The 14,159-nt window shown below is 55.7% G+C and carries 11 protein-coding genes; 5 read left to right on the forward strand and 6 right to left on the reverse strand.

Annotation, left to right across the window (positions count from 1 at the left end; genetic code table 11):
- Positions 1-252: 252 nt before the first annotated feature.
- The 4 genes from ACR0K4_RS07005 to ACR0K4_RS07020 form a co-directional block, all read right to left on the reverse strand.
- Positions 253-1,173 (reverse strand): hypothetical protein, encoded by a 921-nt coding sequence (locus ACR0K4_RS07005; RefSeq protein ID WP_480853374.1) that lies wholly within the window; start codon positions 1,171-1,173, stop codon positions 253-255.
- 98 nt (positions 1,174-1,271) lie between these two features.
- Positions 1,272-2,252 (reverse strand): CobW family GTP-binding protein, encoded by a 981-nt coding sequence (locus ACR0K4_RS07010; protein WP_480853375.1) that lies wholly within the window; start codon positions 2,250-2,252, stop codon positions 1,272-1,274.
- Positions 2,253-2,256: 4 nt separating this feature from the next.
- On the reverse strand, positions 2,257-3,729 hold the full coding sequence (gene gntH, locus ACR0K4_RS07015; protein ID WP_480853377.1) for a guanitoxin biosynthesis MBL fold metallo-hydrolase GntH: 1,473 nt from the start codon (positions 3,727-3,729) through the stop codon (positions 2,257-2,259).
- A gap of 10 nt (positions 3,730-3,739) precedes the next feature.
- On the reverse strand, positions 3,740-3,970 hold the full coding sequence (locus ACR0K4_RS07020) for a hypothetical protein (RefSeq protein WP_480853378.1): 231 nt from the start codon (positions 3,968-3,970) through the stop codon (positions 3,740-3,742).
- Positions 3,971-4,072: 102 nt separating this feature from the next.
- On the opposite strand from ACR0K4_RS07020, the gene ACR0K4_RS07025 reads away from it, so the two are divergent.
- Entirely contained in the window at positions 4,073-5,401 is a 1,329-nt protein-coding gene (locus ACR0K4_RS07025; RefSeq protein WP_480853380.1) for a tetratricopeptide repeat protein, read from the forward strand.
- 542 nt (positions 5,402-5,943) lie between these two features.
- Here ACR0K4_RS07025 and ACR0K4_RS07030 read toward each other — a convergent pair.
- Positions 5,944-8,292: a PIG-L family deacetylase gene (locus tag ACR0K4_RS07030; protein ID WP_480853381.1), complete on the reverse strand. Its 2,349-nt coding sequence runs from the start codon at positions 8,290-8,292 to the stop codon at positions 5,944-5,946.
- An 8-nt stretch (positions 8,293-8,300) separates the two neighbouring features.
- Positions 8,301-9,476, reverse strand: coding sequence for an ROK family protein (locus ACR0K4_RS07035; protein WP_480853382.1), 1,176 nt, complete (start codon positions 9,474-9,476; stop codon positions 8,301-8,303).
- A gap of 119 nt (positions 9,477-9,595) precedes the next feature.
- On the opposite strand from ACR0K4_RS07035, the gene ACR0K4_RS07040 reads away from it, so the two are divergent.
- From ACR0K4_RS07040 to argH, 4 genes are read left to right on the forward strand one after another with little or no spacing between them, the layout of a single operon-like run.
- Positions 9,596-10,855 carry an extracellular solute-binding protein gene (locus tag ACR0K4_RS07040; protein ID WP_480853383.1) on the forward strand — a complete coding sequence of 420 codons (1,260 nt, stop codon included), beginning with the start codon at positions 9,596-9,598 and terminating at the stop codon, positions 10,853-10,855.
- Positions 10,856-10,906: 51 nt separating this feature from the next.
- On the forward strand, positions 10,907-11,800 hold the full coding sequence (locus ACR0K4_RS07045; protein WP_480515966.1) for a carbohydrate ABC transporter permease: 894 nt from the start codon (positions 10,907-10,909) through the stop codon (positions 11,798-11,800).
- Positions 11,800-12,678: a carbohydrate ABC transporter permease gene (locus ACR0K4_RS07050; protein ID WP_480853384.1), complete on the forward strand. Its 879-nt coding sequence runs from the start codon at positions 11,800-11,802 to the stop codon at positions 12,676-12,678. Before ACR0K4_RS07045 ends, ACR0K4_RS07050 begins: the two co-directional genes overlap by 1 nt.
- Complete coding sequence (gene argH / locus ACR0K4_RS07055; RefSeq protein ID WP_480515964.1) at positions 12,675-14,159, forward strand: argininosuccinate lyase; 1,485 nt, start codon at positions 12,675-12,677, stop codon at positions 14,157-14,159. The genes ACR0K4_RS07050 and argH overlap by 4 nt, the downstream gene beginning before the upstream one ends.

Consider the following 14,159-nt stretch of genomic DNA (forward strand, 5'->3'; position numbering starts at 1 on the left):
ATTGACCATTTCTACTTGGTGCCTGCTTATTTTAGCACAAAATCGGTTAACAGCGAGCCATGGTTGCTGACATGTATGTTTCCAGTTTTGAAAGATCGCTCAGAGCCGGAGGCGTCCGAGGTCAGGGATGCGTTTGAGACGGGCAAACGGTACCTGGACCGATCAAGTTCGGAGGTAATCGGGTCCGACCAAATTGCCCGAACTTAATCTGCAAAACTATGAATTCACACCAATAAACTCAAACGGTTCTTCTCACTCGGGTTGTGTAAGAACAATATTGGTAGCGGGGTTCAGGTCGTCGTTAGGATCAGTCAAAATGCCGGATGGGTAGGACACCGAGATCGGTTGATCATTGGTATCCAGGCAAAGCATATGATTATTGTCCCCGTCACCTAGATCGGCAAGCGCCGCCGGCGTCACTTTGCGTTGAGAACCGTCTTCGGCCTCCAGGATAATACTGTACAAGTCACGTTCCGCATCGCCAGGATCCTTACCGTTAGGCAGAGTGACGCCGCCCGCCCAAGTAATTCTAACTGCTTGCACGATGTCTTCACTTGGACAAAGACTGCCTCTAGTGCGACGTGGCCCCAGATTTCCGACCAACGTCCAATCCTCAACAACCTCGCCGAAGATCATGGAGGGTCCTTCCTCAAGTGGAGTTACGCTGACGGTGGCACCCTGGAAATCGAGCGTACCATCTATGGAATGCAAGTGCCCAATAACCTCGACTTCGACAGGTGGATCCTGGGCAGCGTTCCCAAAGTCTCCGATGAGAAGCACTGTGCGTAATTCACCAGGATCCGTCGCGGGTAACACAGACGCGCAGTGCATTGTACCGATTTGTCCTGAATTGGTTACAACTCTGAAGTCACCTGCCTGCATGGTGTTTAGGTCAATCTCAGTTGAGAAAATTACGGGCATCCCGTGTTTGCCCCCAGAACCTCTGCAAATCAGATTGGCCAATCGGGGCAACGCTTCGAGTCCATGAAAGGCAGACAACAACTCGGCGCTCACTCCTTTTGATGAACTCGGCAGGTCCAAATCTGGCGTCGTGTCCTCAAACTCTCGGCTGGAAACCTCCTGCGCAGACGCTGCGGCGCCTGACAAAACAATCGCGACGCCGGGTATAGACAGTGGGATTGCCTGAGCCAATTTCGTAACGAGTCTCAGCAAAAAGCCTCCTCCTCACTTGGTCTGGAAGTTGTCGATCTGGGATGAGTTTACCGTAGCGTCGAAGTTGCGCACAACATCGGGCTTTGCCAGCTTAGCCGTTATGCTGGCTCCAACAACGTATCGGATAGAGCGTGTGCTGAAAGGGCTCCCGGCGCGCCAATAGCGACAAGCCTTGTTTCAGGTTGTCGGTCCCCCCAAACCCCATCCCTCGAGACATCCATTCTTTTACCAACGACCTGTACAAGAATACGGTGATCCGGATCCTCTTCACTGAAGACAAAGCCCTTTAGTCGATAGACGTCGCCGGGCAGATTCCGAATTGCAGTTTTAAGAGACGCCAGGCTAATGGGGCGTTCGGCTTTCATCACCGTCGTCGAAAAGCTGTCAGAGTGTTCGGCGTGATGGCAGCCACAACCGGGCCCATGCTCGTGATGATCCGGTATTTTCGTTTCAAGTTGCTCGCTGGCAAAGCGTCCGACGGACAGCAAAATATCCAGTGGGACATTGGCGTTTACGGCTTCAACCAGACGATATCGGCGGAACCGTGACCCAAGCCATTCATGAACTTTCTTGACGGTGGCCCTGTCGACAAGATCGACCTTGTTCAAAATAACCATGTCCGAAAACGCGATCTGGCGGAGCTTCAATTCCATTTGTTCCGGTGCAGCAAACACTTGCTCTGCATCGACCAGACACATCAAGCTGTCCAAGCGGACCATGTCCCGGAACTTTTGATCCGTAAACGTCATCGCGATGGAAGACGGATCCGACACTCCACTTGCTTCAAGGACGATGTATTCCGGCCTTTCCGGACGGGCGAGAACTGCTTCGACCGTTTCGATCAGGTCATCCCGGATCGAACAGCACACACACCCGTTTGCCAGGCTCAGCACATCATCTTCCAGACCGACCACGAGATCGGCATCTACATTGATGGACCCGAAATCATTGACCAGAACCGCCACCCGCAACCCGTGATTTCCGGTCAGGATGCGGTTCAGAAGGGTTGTCTTTCCGGCTCCGAGAAAGCCGGTCAGGATCGTGACTGGGATTGCCGAGGTCGAGCCGAATTCGATCATTCCGTCACTCCGCCTTCTTTTTTCGGTTCGGGATGACATCATCGACTTTGATGACAAAGTCGCTCGGCCATTCTGGGGCGGGGGCGCGGAAAACATCCGACGGATAGTATTCCTTGGGGTCGATCTCCATGTCGCGGTACTTCTGGTCCTGCTGTTCGGCACGTGTAGACCGCGGCGCAGGCGGTTTGATTTCGTCAGGCAACGTGATTTTGCCTTCTGCTTCCATCTTGCCCAATTCGCGGAATGGTGCGACCGAGCCGGATTTCCCGGGCAGCGTCGCTTTCCGATACCAGACCGCGTCTTTTGTGACATTGACAACTGCAACATCCAAGCCCCAGGCAAACAAACCATCATAGTGAGCCCGAATACCCGCCAGCATCTCGGCATCAATATCCTCGTCCTGCGTATAATGGGTCACCATTGCAAGACGCGGGCGCGCTTCTGCCATCAGTTTACCAACCGCATAATGCGACGTGTGGTGGGTATCGATTGTATAGTTGAACAGTTCTTGTGGCAGACCGTATTTGTAAGTCATCAACTGACCGATATCCTGACCGGACATTTCTGTCACAAACACGTCTGCCCCCTTGCCGTATTCAAGGCTCAGTTCATCAGGGCGACCGTCGCCGGTCCAAACAAAACTCAGGCCGTTCCAATCGAGCCGATACCCAACAGCCCCGTCTTTGGCATGGCTGCGTGGCCAGGATCGAACCGTGACACCGTCTTCGTCATAAACGATGCCGCCTTCCTGACGGAAATCGAACTCGTTGACCTCGATCTCATAACCATCCCCAATTGGAAAAATGTCGAAAGCCTCCAGATGCCATTTGAGCATCTGCTGCATGCCTTTGACCATTCCGGCTGTACCAAGCTCGGGTGTCCGACCTGAGGGGCCGTGAATACGCAACGGCGTGTAGCCACCGGACCAGGCCCGGAACGGGTAGATGTAAGGAATATCGGCATAGTGATCTATGTGGAGGTGCGTAATGAAGATGTCATTGATCAACTGGCCAGGAACCTGCATTCCGATGATATTGCGAACGCAGCCAGAGCCGAAGTCAAAAAAGAACCGTTTTCCGTTCCCCAATTCCACCATGATACAAGTCCCAGCTTGGTCCTCGCGTGGCGGAAACGGTGTGGAACCACAAAACGAAATCCGCATTTCATCGGGACCGAGTTCTTCTGACAGCGGGAAATAGTTCGCATTCGAACCGGTCATGTACTTTGTAGGCCGGAAATACTCTGGCAGAGTGATGCCACCGGCGGGTCTACCGCCATACGGGTTAGTCAGGTTTTCACCCAACGGTCCATCGCCGGGATGCGCTTGTGCAGCACCTGTACCATAGCTGACCGCTCCGGTCGCGACGGCACCGGCGGCCAGCCCTTGCATGACGTGCCGACGAGAGGGGTTTTCGATGTCATCGGCCTGTTCGGCCTGTTTCTTGTCCAGATGCTTATCATTGTCGTCGTTTGCCATGTCAGAACCCTCATTCAACTGTGTTATGGAGTTTGCGCTTCGCCATCCGGCGAAGCTCGTGCACAAGTTCAGATCGGATGTGGGTCCATTCCGCGCGCTCGGATACCGTGATCGACGCATCATTCAACAGCGCACTCACCTTCTTCAGGTCTTCGATGGCCTCCCTCAGAAGCGCATCCACTTTGACACGCCCGGACAAGGCCTCCGAAAGCTCTGGAATCTCATCACACAGATCTGCCATCACTGGATAAACCCCGGTTCCCACTACCTATTCTTTCATCGAGATGAGTGCGGTTGACCGCAAAGGCCAAGTGAGTCACCGTGAGTTGGGGGTGAGTTTGCCTTGAACAAAGCCAATGATTTGCCGACAGATCAGCATGTTGGACAGCTGTCACCGGATCTGGTCCGGGCAGCCCTGCGGCGCGTTGTTTCAAGCGATGGGTTTCAAGCATCGCCCCGGTTGCAACAGTTTCTCACGTATGTTGTCGAAGAAACTCTGGCCGGGCGCGGCGCTCAGATCCGCGGTAAAGCCATCGCCGTCGACGTCTATGAGCGACGCATCGACGGAACAGGAGGCCAAAATCTCGTTCGTGTAGAGGCACGGCGGTTACGTCGACTGTTGCGCGAGTATTACGAGGACCATTGGGATGGCCAAGGCGTTCGTATCTTCGTTGATCCAGGCGGCTACAAGCCTCGGTTCTCCTATGAACCGTTGCCTGAAAATCCCCTCGCGGGTCCACCTCGGCAGCGGCGGCGTGTTGGGCCATTAAGGCAATGGGTTTTTGCCGGATTGGGTGTTTTTGCAATAATCACAATCGCTGGTTTGTGGTTCAACCAGGACGATCTCGGCCCGGAGCCAATTATACGCACGACCGAACAGGCGGAACGTGCGGCACTGGGTGAACGATCGTTGGTACGATTGCAGGCTGCTAATCTTGCGGACCAGGCCCGCGGCATGTTTTTTCCGGTCTTTGACACCAAACGTCAGCAAATGGCACTTGGAATGTTCCAACACGCCACCGAACTCGACCCCGCTTTGCCCGATGGGTACTCCGGCTCGGCGCAGGTTTTGGCGACCCTGGCTATACTGGCCCGAGAGGAGACACAAAGAAGGGATTTCTTGAACCAAGCATTCGAATTGTCTGAACATGCTTTGGATTTGTCCCCCACTGACGCATGGGCGAATGCCGCAACTGGTTGGGTCCTGGCTGTCAGGAATGAGCCGGACGAGGCTTTGAAATACGCCAGAATGTCCGTCGAGCTTGCACCTTCGGATGGCCATGTTTTGGATCTTGCCGGTATCTCGGCCATTGTTGCCAATGCTCCTGATCTTGCCGCCGAAGTCAGCAATCCTCAAAGAGCCAGAACAGGTTCTGGTCGATTTGGTTCAAGAAATATCTGGGGGGTCTCTCAACTGATGCTCGGGAACTACCAAGATGTCATTGACGCCTTTCAAGGCGCCCCAGCTGCCGGTGCGCCCGTCAGCGCTCCTTCGCTCCTGTTCCAGGCCGTTGCGCACGATCTATTGGGCAATTCCGATGCCGCACGACAACTCCTCGACGAAATGCGAAAGACTTGGCCCGATTTCCCGTCCGAATTTCTTGCCAGAAAGATTTTCCACAACGATGATGAAACGCAAAAAGCGATACTTGATACACTGAATAGATATTGACGTAGCGTGATGAAGCGAGAACCCGAACCAAGCATTCCGGTTTCAGCATAACATTCATAAAACAATGCTTCGCTGAGGTGGAGCGCGTGCTTTTGGCTGCTACGCCTTGCAGTGTTGAAGGCGTTCTCAATTGACATGAGCGGGCTGTTCAACGCTACTTTGTAAAGCTCGTTTTCTGCGCATTGTTGTCATTGGGGCATCACGCGGCATCAGTCAAAGTGGGCTCCTTGCAAACCTCGACGCCGCCGCCAAACAGAGGCCCTATCCCGTACTCCCGGTCTAAGGCCGACCTTGGGTAGAGCGTTCGTTTGCTGCAGGCAAAGACCACGTTCCAGTTTTTCTCTCCCCCCACTATGGGGAAATTTAGTAGCCAGCACCGCGGGACGACGCGACCACTCCCCCTGAGCTAAACTGCCCCAGTGGCGCTGACGTCAGACACTCCACCAAGGTCAATGGTCAATAGTTTGCAACAGATCCCACATAAACTGATTTCTACATAACAGCTAAGGACCACACCGCATTTATTAACTTTTCGCCTGGTTTCATGACCCGCGTTTGGCGATCATGTTCGCCATCAGACGGAAGGCACCCGGGACAAGATGCTCCATCTGGTGATGAAGGATGAGCGACGTGTGCACGTGCCGCCCCCGCCCGATATCCGCGGCCAGCAAAGCGCCCTTTAGCGGCGCTTCGCCCGGGTCACTCATGGCAAGCAGGGGCACGTAAGCCTCGTCCCAGGATTTTGCGAAATAAAGCCCGCGCTCCTTGTGCCAACCTTTCCAGTCTTCGGCGGAAATGCGATTGGGTGTGTTGAGAACAGAATGGGCGCCCAAATGTGTCACGGTACTGTTCTCATCCGTGACACGCCATCGCAGTGAAGGCATCCCGATCTCCAGCCGCCGCGGCGGTATGAGGTCTGCATCCCAGTTGTCCCAGGGCCGGTGATAGAGCGTGACCAGCGTGCCGCCCCTTTCACACCAGGCGTTCAACCGATCTGCAGCTTCAGCAAGTCCGGCGCGGAACTTGAAGGCAAAAATTCCGACGATAATTGTGTCAAATTCCTGAAGCGCTGCGTCACTTGCAAGATCGGCATCACTCACGTTTTGGACATCAACGCCCATGGCAGAAAGCCAGTGCCCGACGCGATCATTTCCCGCCCCGATATAACCGACACGCACACTTGGTACATCGGCCTCCAGAACCCGCACTCTGATAACAGCAGGCCGGTACTGTGCAGTGGCTTCGACATGGGAATGGGTGATGGGCCGCACCGTCTGAGCCGGTTGGCCATTTATTGACACCGGCAACTCGTACAAGCCGGGCTCAACGCCCACTGGCACCGAGATCCTAACATCCTCACCCTTGATCGCGGTGCCCCACCCTGTCGGAGCGACAACTGAGACGTCGACATCGGACCTAATTTGAAGCCCGAGCTCACGTTGTCGATGTTTGAGATTAACTAGTAGCGCATCAGTCGAGAGCTGCACACTTGGCGCAGGACACACGAAAGGCTCGTCACCAAAGCGCGCGTTTAGCGTGAAATCATGCCCGAAAGCGGATACATTGAGCGCCCAATAAGGTTTCAGTGGTATCGCCGGATCATATGCGGCCCGATAGGGATCAGAAGGGCCAGCGTCCTTTTCAATTGAAAGCGTCTCGTTCTCCAGACGCCACGCCTTCGGCAGAACTGGTGTGACGGTCAGATGGTCGGCTGTACCCGAATCCAAATCGACGTTCAGAGTGGTTTTTGTACCGGGCGATAGGTGCACATTCCCCACTGACGCCTGTACGGAAATTCCCAGCGAAATCCTGATGGCTCGATCCAGTTGGTCACGTTTGGCCTTGAGGCGATGGGTAACTTCGCCCTGCAAGTGGTCAGGGCATGATAAAGCCGCATCCTCGACGGCAGCGCGCGCCTCAGTTGCGTGCCGCGCGACTGTATCGAATTCGGGGAATGCGGCAATGGCTGCGTCGATCTTGTCCTGCGCGCGCTTCAGGCTGTCCGCCATTGGTTCTGCCCCGGGCAGCCGAGCCAGGTCGCGCAAGGTTTCTGGTAAGCCCGACGTCAGAGTGTCGCCTTCGACATGCGTCTCAGCCAGGTGCAAAGGCCAATCGCGTGCGCTTTGTTGGTTTGGCCAGACGCCCATGCCCTGGGTGCGATGAAACGCGCGCGACATCTGGCCAATACGCTCCCAGCTCCAACCGCTCATGGGATCGCAACCGCTTCCGTCAATGGTTACGGTCGCCGGTGGCGGTGGGACATCATCGTCATAAGTCTGGCCTGCGCCGGACCACGCTGGCAAAAACAGCTTTTTGACCTGCCACGGAGGCAAGTTCGACGCAAAGTCGGGGTCCGCAGCCGCTGCCATCACGTCATGAGCGGCTTGGGTCATCGCCCGGTGGTGCCCGTGCTGACCCGGTACATCCAGAAATGTCGGGCACAGAATATCAGGCCGGTCCGTCCGGATGATTTCGACAAATCTGGCCAGAGTACGGTCGCGACCCCAATAACCAAAGGTTTCGTCACCGGTCTTGGAAAATCCGAAGTCGGTAATCGTATCGTCCCGCCCTTCCGAATGCCAGTACATGCGCATGTCGAGGATATCGCAGGCCCGCTCCATCTCGCGTGTCCGCAATGCACCCAGATCAGGACCGGTTTCTGTGCCGATGTCGTTCTGACCACCCTCTCCCCGGGTCGAGCAGGCATAGGACAGGTTGATGCCATCACGGAATGCCAACACCGCAAGCATCCCCGAATCCTCATCATCAGGATGCGCCCCCGATTGCATGAACCGCACAACTGAGCTTAGCGGTTTCAGCGCCCACCAAAGTTGCATGACACGGGGTTCCGCGCGGGCGTTCGCAAGCCGGGATTGATCTTCGGTTAGCATCGCGGCTCCTATGAGTGTGCCGATATCTGCGGCGTGAAGGCTCGATTGATGACAAGCGCCGCAGCCCCCAGGGTTGCGGTCATCCGGCCCGAAGCACCCCGCAAAAGCCGCGGCGCGCTGCGATCGGCGCGATGTGAGACAGAATGATCTGTTGACCGTACAGTCTGAACAAAGTGATCAAGAATGCTGTCGGGCATCGCACCACCCAAGATTATTGCCTGCGGATCGAACAGGTTTTCAACGATGGTCATGGCCGCCGAAAGCGGCTCGACCGCAGCGTCCAGCCAGCGCGCAAGGGACGGGTTGTTGGCTTTGTAAAGACGGTCGAGATCGTCCCCGTTTGCCACAGTGATGCCGTCCTGCGCCAACGCCCTTTGAACAGAAAAACGGCTGACGGCTTCCTCTAGCAACAACGCCTGTCCACCAGCGGGCACGGGGATGTGCCCGATTTCGCCTGCATTGCCGTAAGCGCCCGAGATGATGCGGCCTTTGTGAACGACACCCAGACCAAGCCCGCTGCCGAAATACATGAAGGCATAGGTATCCAGACCCTGTGCAACACCCGAGACACGCTCGGCCATCGCGGCGGCATTGGCGTCGTTTTCAACGGCAACCGGCAGGTCAAAAACATCCGAAAACCAATCTTGCGGCGCAATATCATCCCACAACGGACCATCCGAGCGGCTTCCACGCAATCCGGTTTGTCCGAATGGGCCCGGCATGACGATACCTGCGCCCAACACGCGGTTGTTCGGGGTGCCGGATTCTTCGATCATTTCCTTTTTGATTCCGACAACCGCTTGCGTCACGGTGTCCCGATCAAGCGACCGCAACGGCGCACGATGCGAGACAATCGGTTTCCCGCGTAAATCCAGCAATGCAGCAAACACCGCATCCGAGCGGATCTCGATACCCATGGCAAAACCGCCCACCGGGTTGATCGCATATTGTACCGCCGGAAGACCGCGTCCGGCAGTGCGCCGCCCGCTTTCCAGAATCAAGCCGTCCTGCAGCAGGTCTGCGATGATGTTCGAGACGGCCTGCGTCGACAGGCCCGACGCTCTGGCGATGTCGGCCCGCCCGATTTGGCCGGCCGCTCGGACCCGGCCAAGGACCATCTGCCGGTTATGGCTGCGCGAACGCTCGGCATTTGCGCCAACGATGATTTCAGACAGGGCGACCATTGCCTCGGATTAACTCAATTAAGTTGATAACTCAATACAGTTGAGTTAATCATTTCTCATAACGGGCCGCGACCTGACCCGAACAGGCGTCCGGCCGATACAAAACAGGGAGACATTCGATGAGAATTGGCAAGCTGAAGTCCATGTCCTTTGCTGCGGCGACCGGCGTGGCGACACTGCTCGGGTCGGCAGCCCAGGCGGTTGAAATTGAATACTGGCAGTATTTCTTTGATGCCCGCGTCGAAGCGATGGAGCAGCTGATCGAGAACTTCCAGGAAGCCAATCCTGACATAACCGTCAAAATGACCCACTTCCCGTATGCCGATTACCGCACAAAAGTCGCAGCAGCCGTGCCTGCTGGTGAGGGCCCGGACGTGGTGCAGCTATTCTATGGCTGGCTCAACGATTATGTTGCAGCCGACCTGATCCAGCCGCTTCCCACGAGCGAATTTCCGGCCTCCGAAATTGACGAAAATTTCTTTCCGATGGTTCAGGCGATGAAGGATGGTGACAATTATTGGGCACTGCCTACCGCCGTTCGGTCGCTTGCGCTGTTCTACAATGAACGCCTGCTGGAAGAGGCTGGTGTCGAACCCCCCACCACCATCGATGAAATGATGGCCGCTGCAAAGGCGATGACCAAGCGCGACGGCGCAGGCAACCTGACTCAGGTCGGCATTACCGCCGGCATGACCGCGCAGGATCATCATTGGTGGCGCGAGGGGCTGATCCGTCAGAACGGTGGAGAGCCATATGTGGATGACTACAAGACGGTCAATTACAACTCGGATGCCGGATTGGCAGCGCTGGAGATGTATACAAGCATGTTCACCGGCGATGATGCTGTAACTGCAATCGGGTTCATGGACGAACCTCAGGCGGCCTTCAAAGCCGGGCGTGCAGGTATGCATATTGACGGCTCATTCCGGATCGGCTCACTGGACAAAACACGTGGCCTGAAATGGGGCGTGACCGAGCTGCCCGCGACGTCGGACGGTACACGGTCGAACTATTCATCCTATTGGGTCAATGCGATCACGACCAAAGCCGAAGACGAAAAATACGATGCTGCCGTGAAGTTCATGCAGTATATCACGTCAGATGAAGCGATGCAGATCTGGCTGGATGTGGTCGGCGAACTTCCGGCCAAACCCTCCGTCGGGATGACAGAAGAAAACGCGAATAACGAGGTCTATGGCCCCTTCATCCGAGGCCTCGAATACGCAAATACAACGAAATTCGCCAATGAATCCGCGCAGCGCCAGTTGATGGTGGAAATGGTTGAGCGGATTACGCTGGAAGGCATGTCGCCAGCAGACAGCCTTGCGGTTGCCGCCGAGGCCGAACAAAAAATCCTCGACGAATACTACGCCGAATAACCTGTGATGCCCCGGTGATTGCGCCGGGGCATTTTGGGCGTTGGGGCCAATATGAACTTCTATCGCAGACTCTCCATCAAGCAGAAGCAGATCGTCTGGGCCTGGGCGTTTCTGGCAATCCCGGTTGTGTTCTACAGCGTCATCCGTTTTTATCCGACAGGCAACGCGATCCTGATCAGTTTTCAAAACTGGAACCTGCTGGGGGACCGCACATGGGCAGGGACCGAGAATTACAGTAAACTGTTCAGCGATCCGGTGTTTTGGAAAGTATTCCGCAACACCTTTGTGTACTTGTTGCTGGGCACGCCCATCAGTCTGATCGTATCCTTCATCATTGCCTATCACCTCGACAAGACCCGATTTATGCACGGGTTTCTGAGGATGCTTTATTTCCTGCCATTCATGACCAGCGCCGTTGCGATGGCGTGGGTGTGGCGGTGGTTTTATCAACCGGTGCCGATCGGGCTGTTTAACAATGCGCTGGCGTCCGTCGGCATCCCGCAGATCGAATTTCTGAATTCGACAACCAATGCGCTTCCTTCGATCCTTGCGCCTGCTGTCTGGGCCGGGCTTGGGTTTCAGGTGATCATCTTCATGGCGGGCTTGCGCGCCATTCCGCCAAGTTACTATGAGGCCGCCCGCATTGACGGCGTTGGATGGTGGACAGTGCTGTGGGAGATCACGATCCCGCTTTTGAAGCCAACGATTGTCTTTATCGTCGTCTTTTCGTCCATCGGGTTCCTGCGCATTTTCGATCATGTTTTCAACATGACCACGAACAATCCCGGCGGACCGCTCAATTCGACGAAACCGCTGGTGCTTATGATCTATGAAACCGCATTTACATCATTCGATATGGGATATGCTGCAGCCCAAACCGTGGTGCTGTTTCTGGTTCTTCTGGTCGTGAGCCTCGTGCAATTGCGTATTCTGAGAGACAGCTGATGGCAGTGACAGAAAACGTTCAGGCAAGCTCGGACACGCTGCTGAAGACGCAGGCGCCCAAGCGGCCTGCGAATATGGGCCAGTTCATACGCTGGGGGCTGCTGTTTCTGGGCGGCATCCTGATGGTGATGCCCATCGCCTATATGATTTCGACATCCCTGAAATGGCCGCATGAGGTCTACAACCTCAAACTGATCCCGGACGAGCCGCATATCGAAAACTATACATTCGTACTGGAAGACGGCCGGTTCTACTGGTGGTTTCTGAACTCGATCTTCATTGCGGTGATCACCACGGTTTCGAACGTGTTGTTTGACAGTCTTGTCGGTTATACGCTTTGCAAGTTTCGCTTTCCCGGGCGCTATATCGTCTTCATCGCGATCCTTTCCACATTGATGATCCCAACCGAGATGCTGGTGATCCCGTGGTATCTGATGAGCCAGCAATTCGGGTGGCTCGACACCTATTGGGGGATCATGTTCCCCGGTCTGATGACCGCCTTCGGAACCTTCCTGATGAAACAGTTTTTTGAAACCGTGCCCGACGATTTCATCGAGGCCGCCCGGATCGATGGGCTGAACGAGCTGCAGATCTGGTGGACCGTCGCGATGCCGCTGGTGAAACCCGCGTTGGCGGCACTGGCGATCTTTGTATTCCTCGGCAATTGGACGGCGTTTATCTGGCCGCTGATCGTCACCAATTCGGTTGAGATGTATACGCTGCCCGTAGGCCTGTCATCTTTCGGAGACGAGGCGGATGTGGCGTGGGAACTGATCATGACAGGCGCGGCAATCTCGACGCTTCCGACCCTGATCGTGTTCCTGATCTTTCAGCGCTTCATTATCCGCGGGGTCGTTATGGCGGGGCTCAAAGGATGACGGATACATCCCGGTTCCCCGATCCTGTGTATCAGGACACCGTGCTTGCGCCCCTGTTTGAAGGGGTGAAGGCGCATTTTGCATCCAGCATAGACCAGATCAATCGCGCGCATCTGGTCATGCTGCAGGAAACCGGCATCCTGAGCACGGAAGAGGCGACAAAAATCGCTTTGGCGCTGAGCGATATTTCCAAGACGATTGACCTGTCGTCTCTCACCTACACGGGCGAGTACGAAGATTACTTCTTTCTTGTCGAGGCAGAGCTGCGCACGCGCCTCGGTGATCTTGGCGGTGCCCTGCATACCGCGCGGTCACGCAACGATATGGATCACACAGTTTTCAAGATGGCGCTGCGCAAGCGGGTGTCATCGCTTTTGGGGTTGGTCCATGATCTGGCCGCCAAGCTGATCGACAAGGCCGAGGCCGAGAAAGAAACGCTGATCGTCGCCTACACCCACGGTCAGCCCGCCCAGCCAACAACCTTTGGACATTATCTGAGCGCTGCCATCGAAGTGTTGCTGCGAGACGCCGAAAGACTGGACGCCGCAGCCAAAGCCTTGGACAAATGCCCGATGGGCGCGGCGGCAATCACGACCTCCGGCTTTCCGATTGACCGAGATCGCATGGCGCAGTTGCTTGGGTTCGAAAAACCGCAATTGAACAGCTACGGGTGCATTGCTTCGGTCGATTATGTGACCGGGCTCTACTCCGCGATGAAACTGCTGTTTCTCCACCTGGGCCGGGTCATTCAGGATCTGCAGTTCTGGTCGGCATTCGAGGTCGGCCAGCTCTATGTACCCAACAGTCTGGTGCAGATCAGTTCGATCATGCCGCAAAAGCGCAATCCGGTGCCGATTGAGCATCTCCGGCATCTGGCAAGCATGACCGTTGGCCGCTGTGACGCCATTGTAAACACCATGCACAATACGCCCTTCACCGACATGAACGACAGCGAAGGTGAGGTGCAGCAATCCGGATATGCTGCCTTTCAAAGCGGCGGGCGGGTGCTGCAGCTGCTTTCGGCTTTGATCCCTGCCTGTTCGATCAATTCCGCGAAGGTGCAAAAGAACGCCGACGCGGCCTGCGTGACCATTACCGAGCTTGCTGACACACTGGTACGGGACGAGCACCTGACCTTTCGGCAAGCCCATGAAATAGCCGCTAAAACTGCAAGCGCCGTGATTGCGTCAGGCAAGTCTTTAGGTACAGGTTTTGCGGCGTTTTCTGACACCTTCCACGCCGAAATAGGTCGCCCGGCAAAACTCGACGAGGCAACCTATGAAACGGTCACATCGTCCGAGCATTTCATCGCGGTAAGAAACCGGCGGGGCGGACCCGGGCCAAAGGCCATGACCGAAGCCCTGACGGCCTATCGCGGGGACTTGAAGCAGCTTGCATCAAGAAAATCACAAAGAGACGACCGCGCCAAATCCGCCGCGTCAGACCTCGCATCCGCCTTTTCAAACCTGATGGAGACCTAA

This window comes from Ruegeria sp. K11 (genome assembly GCF_056531905.1).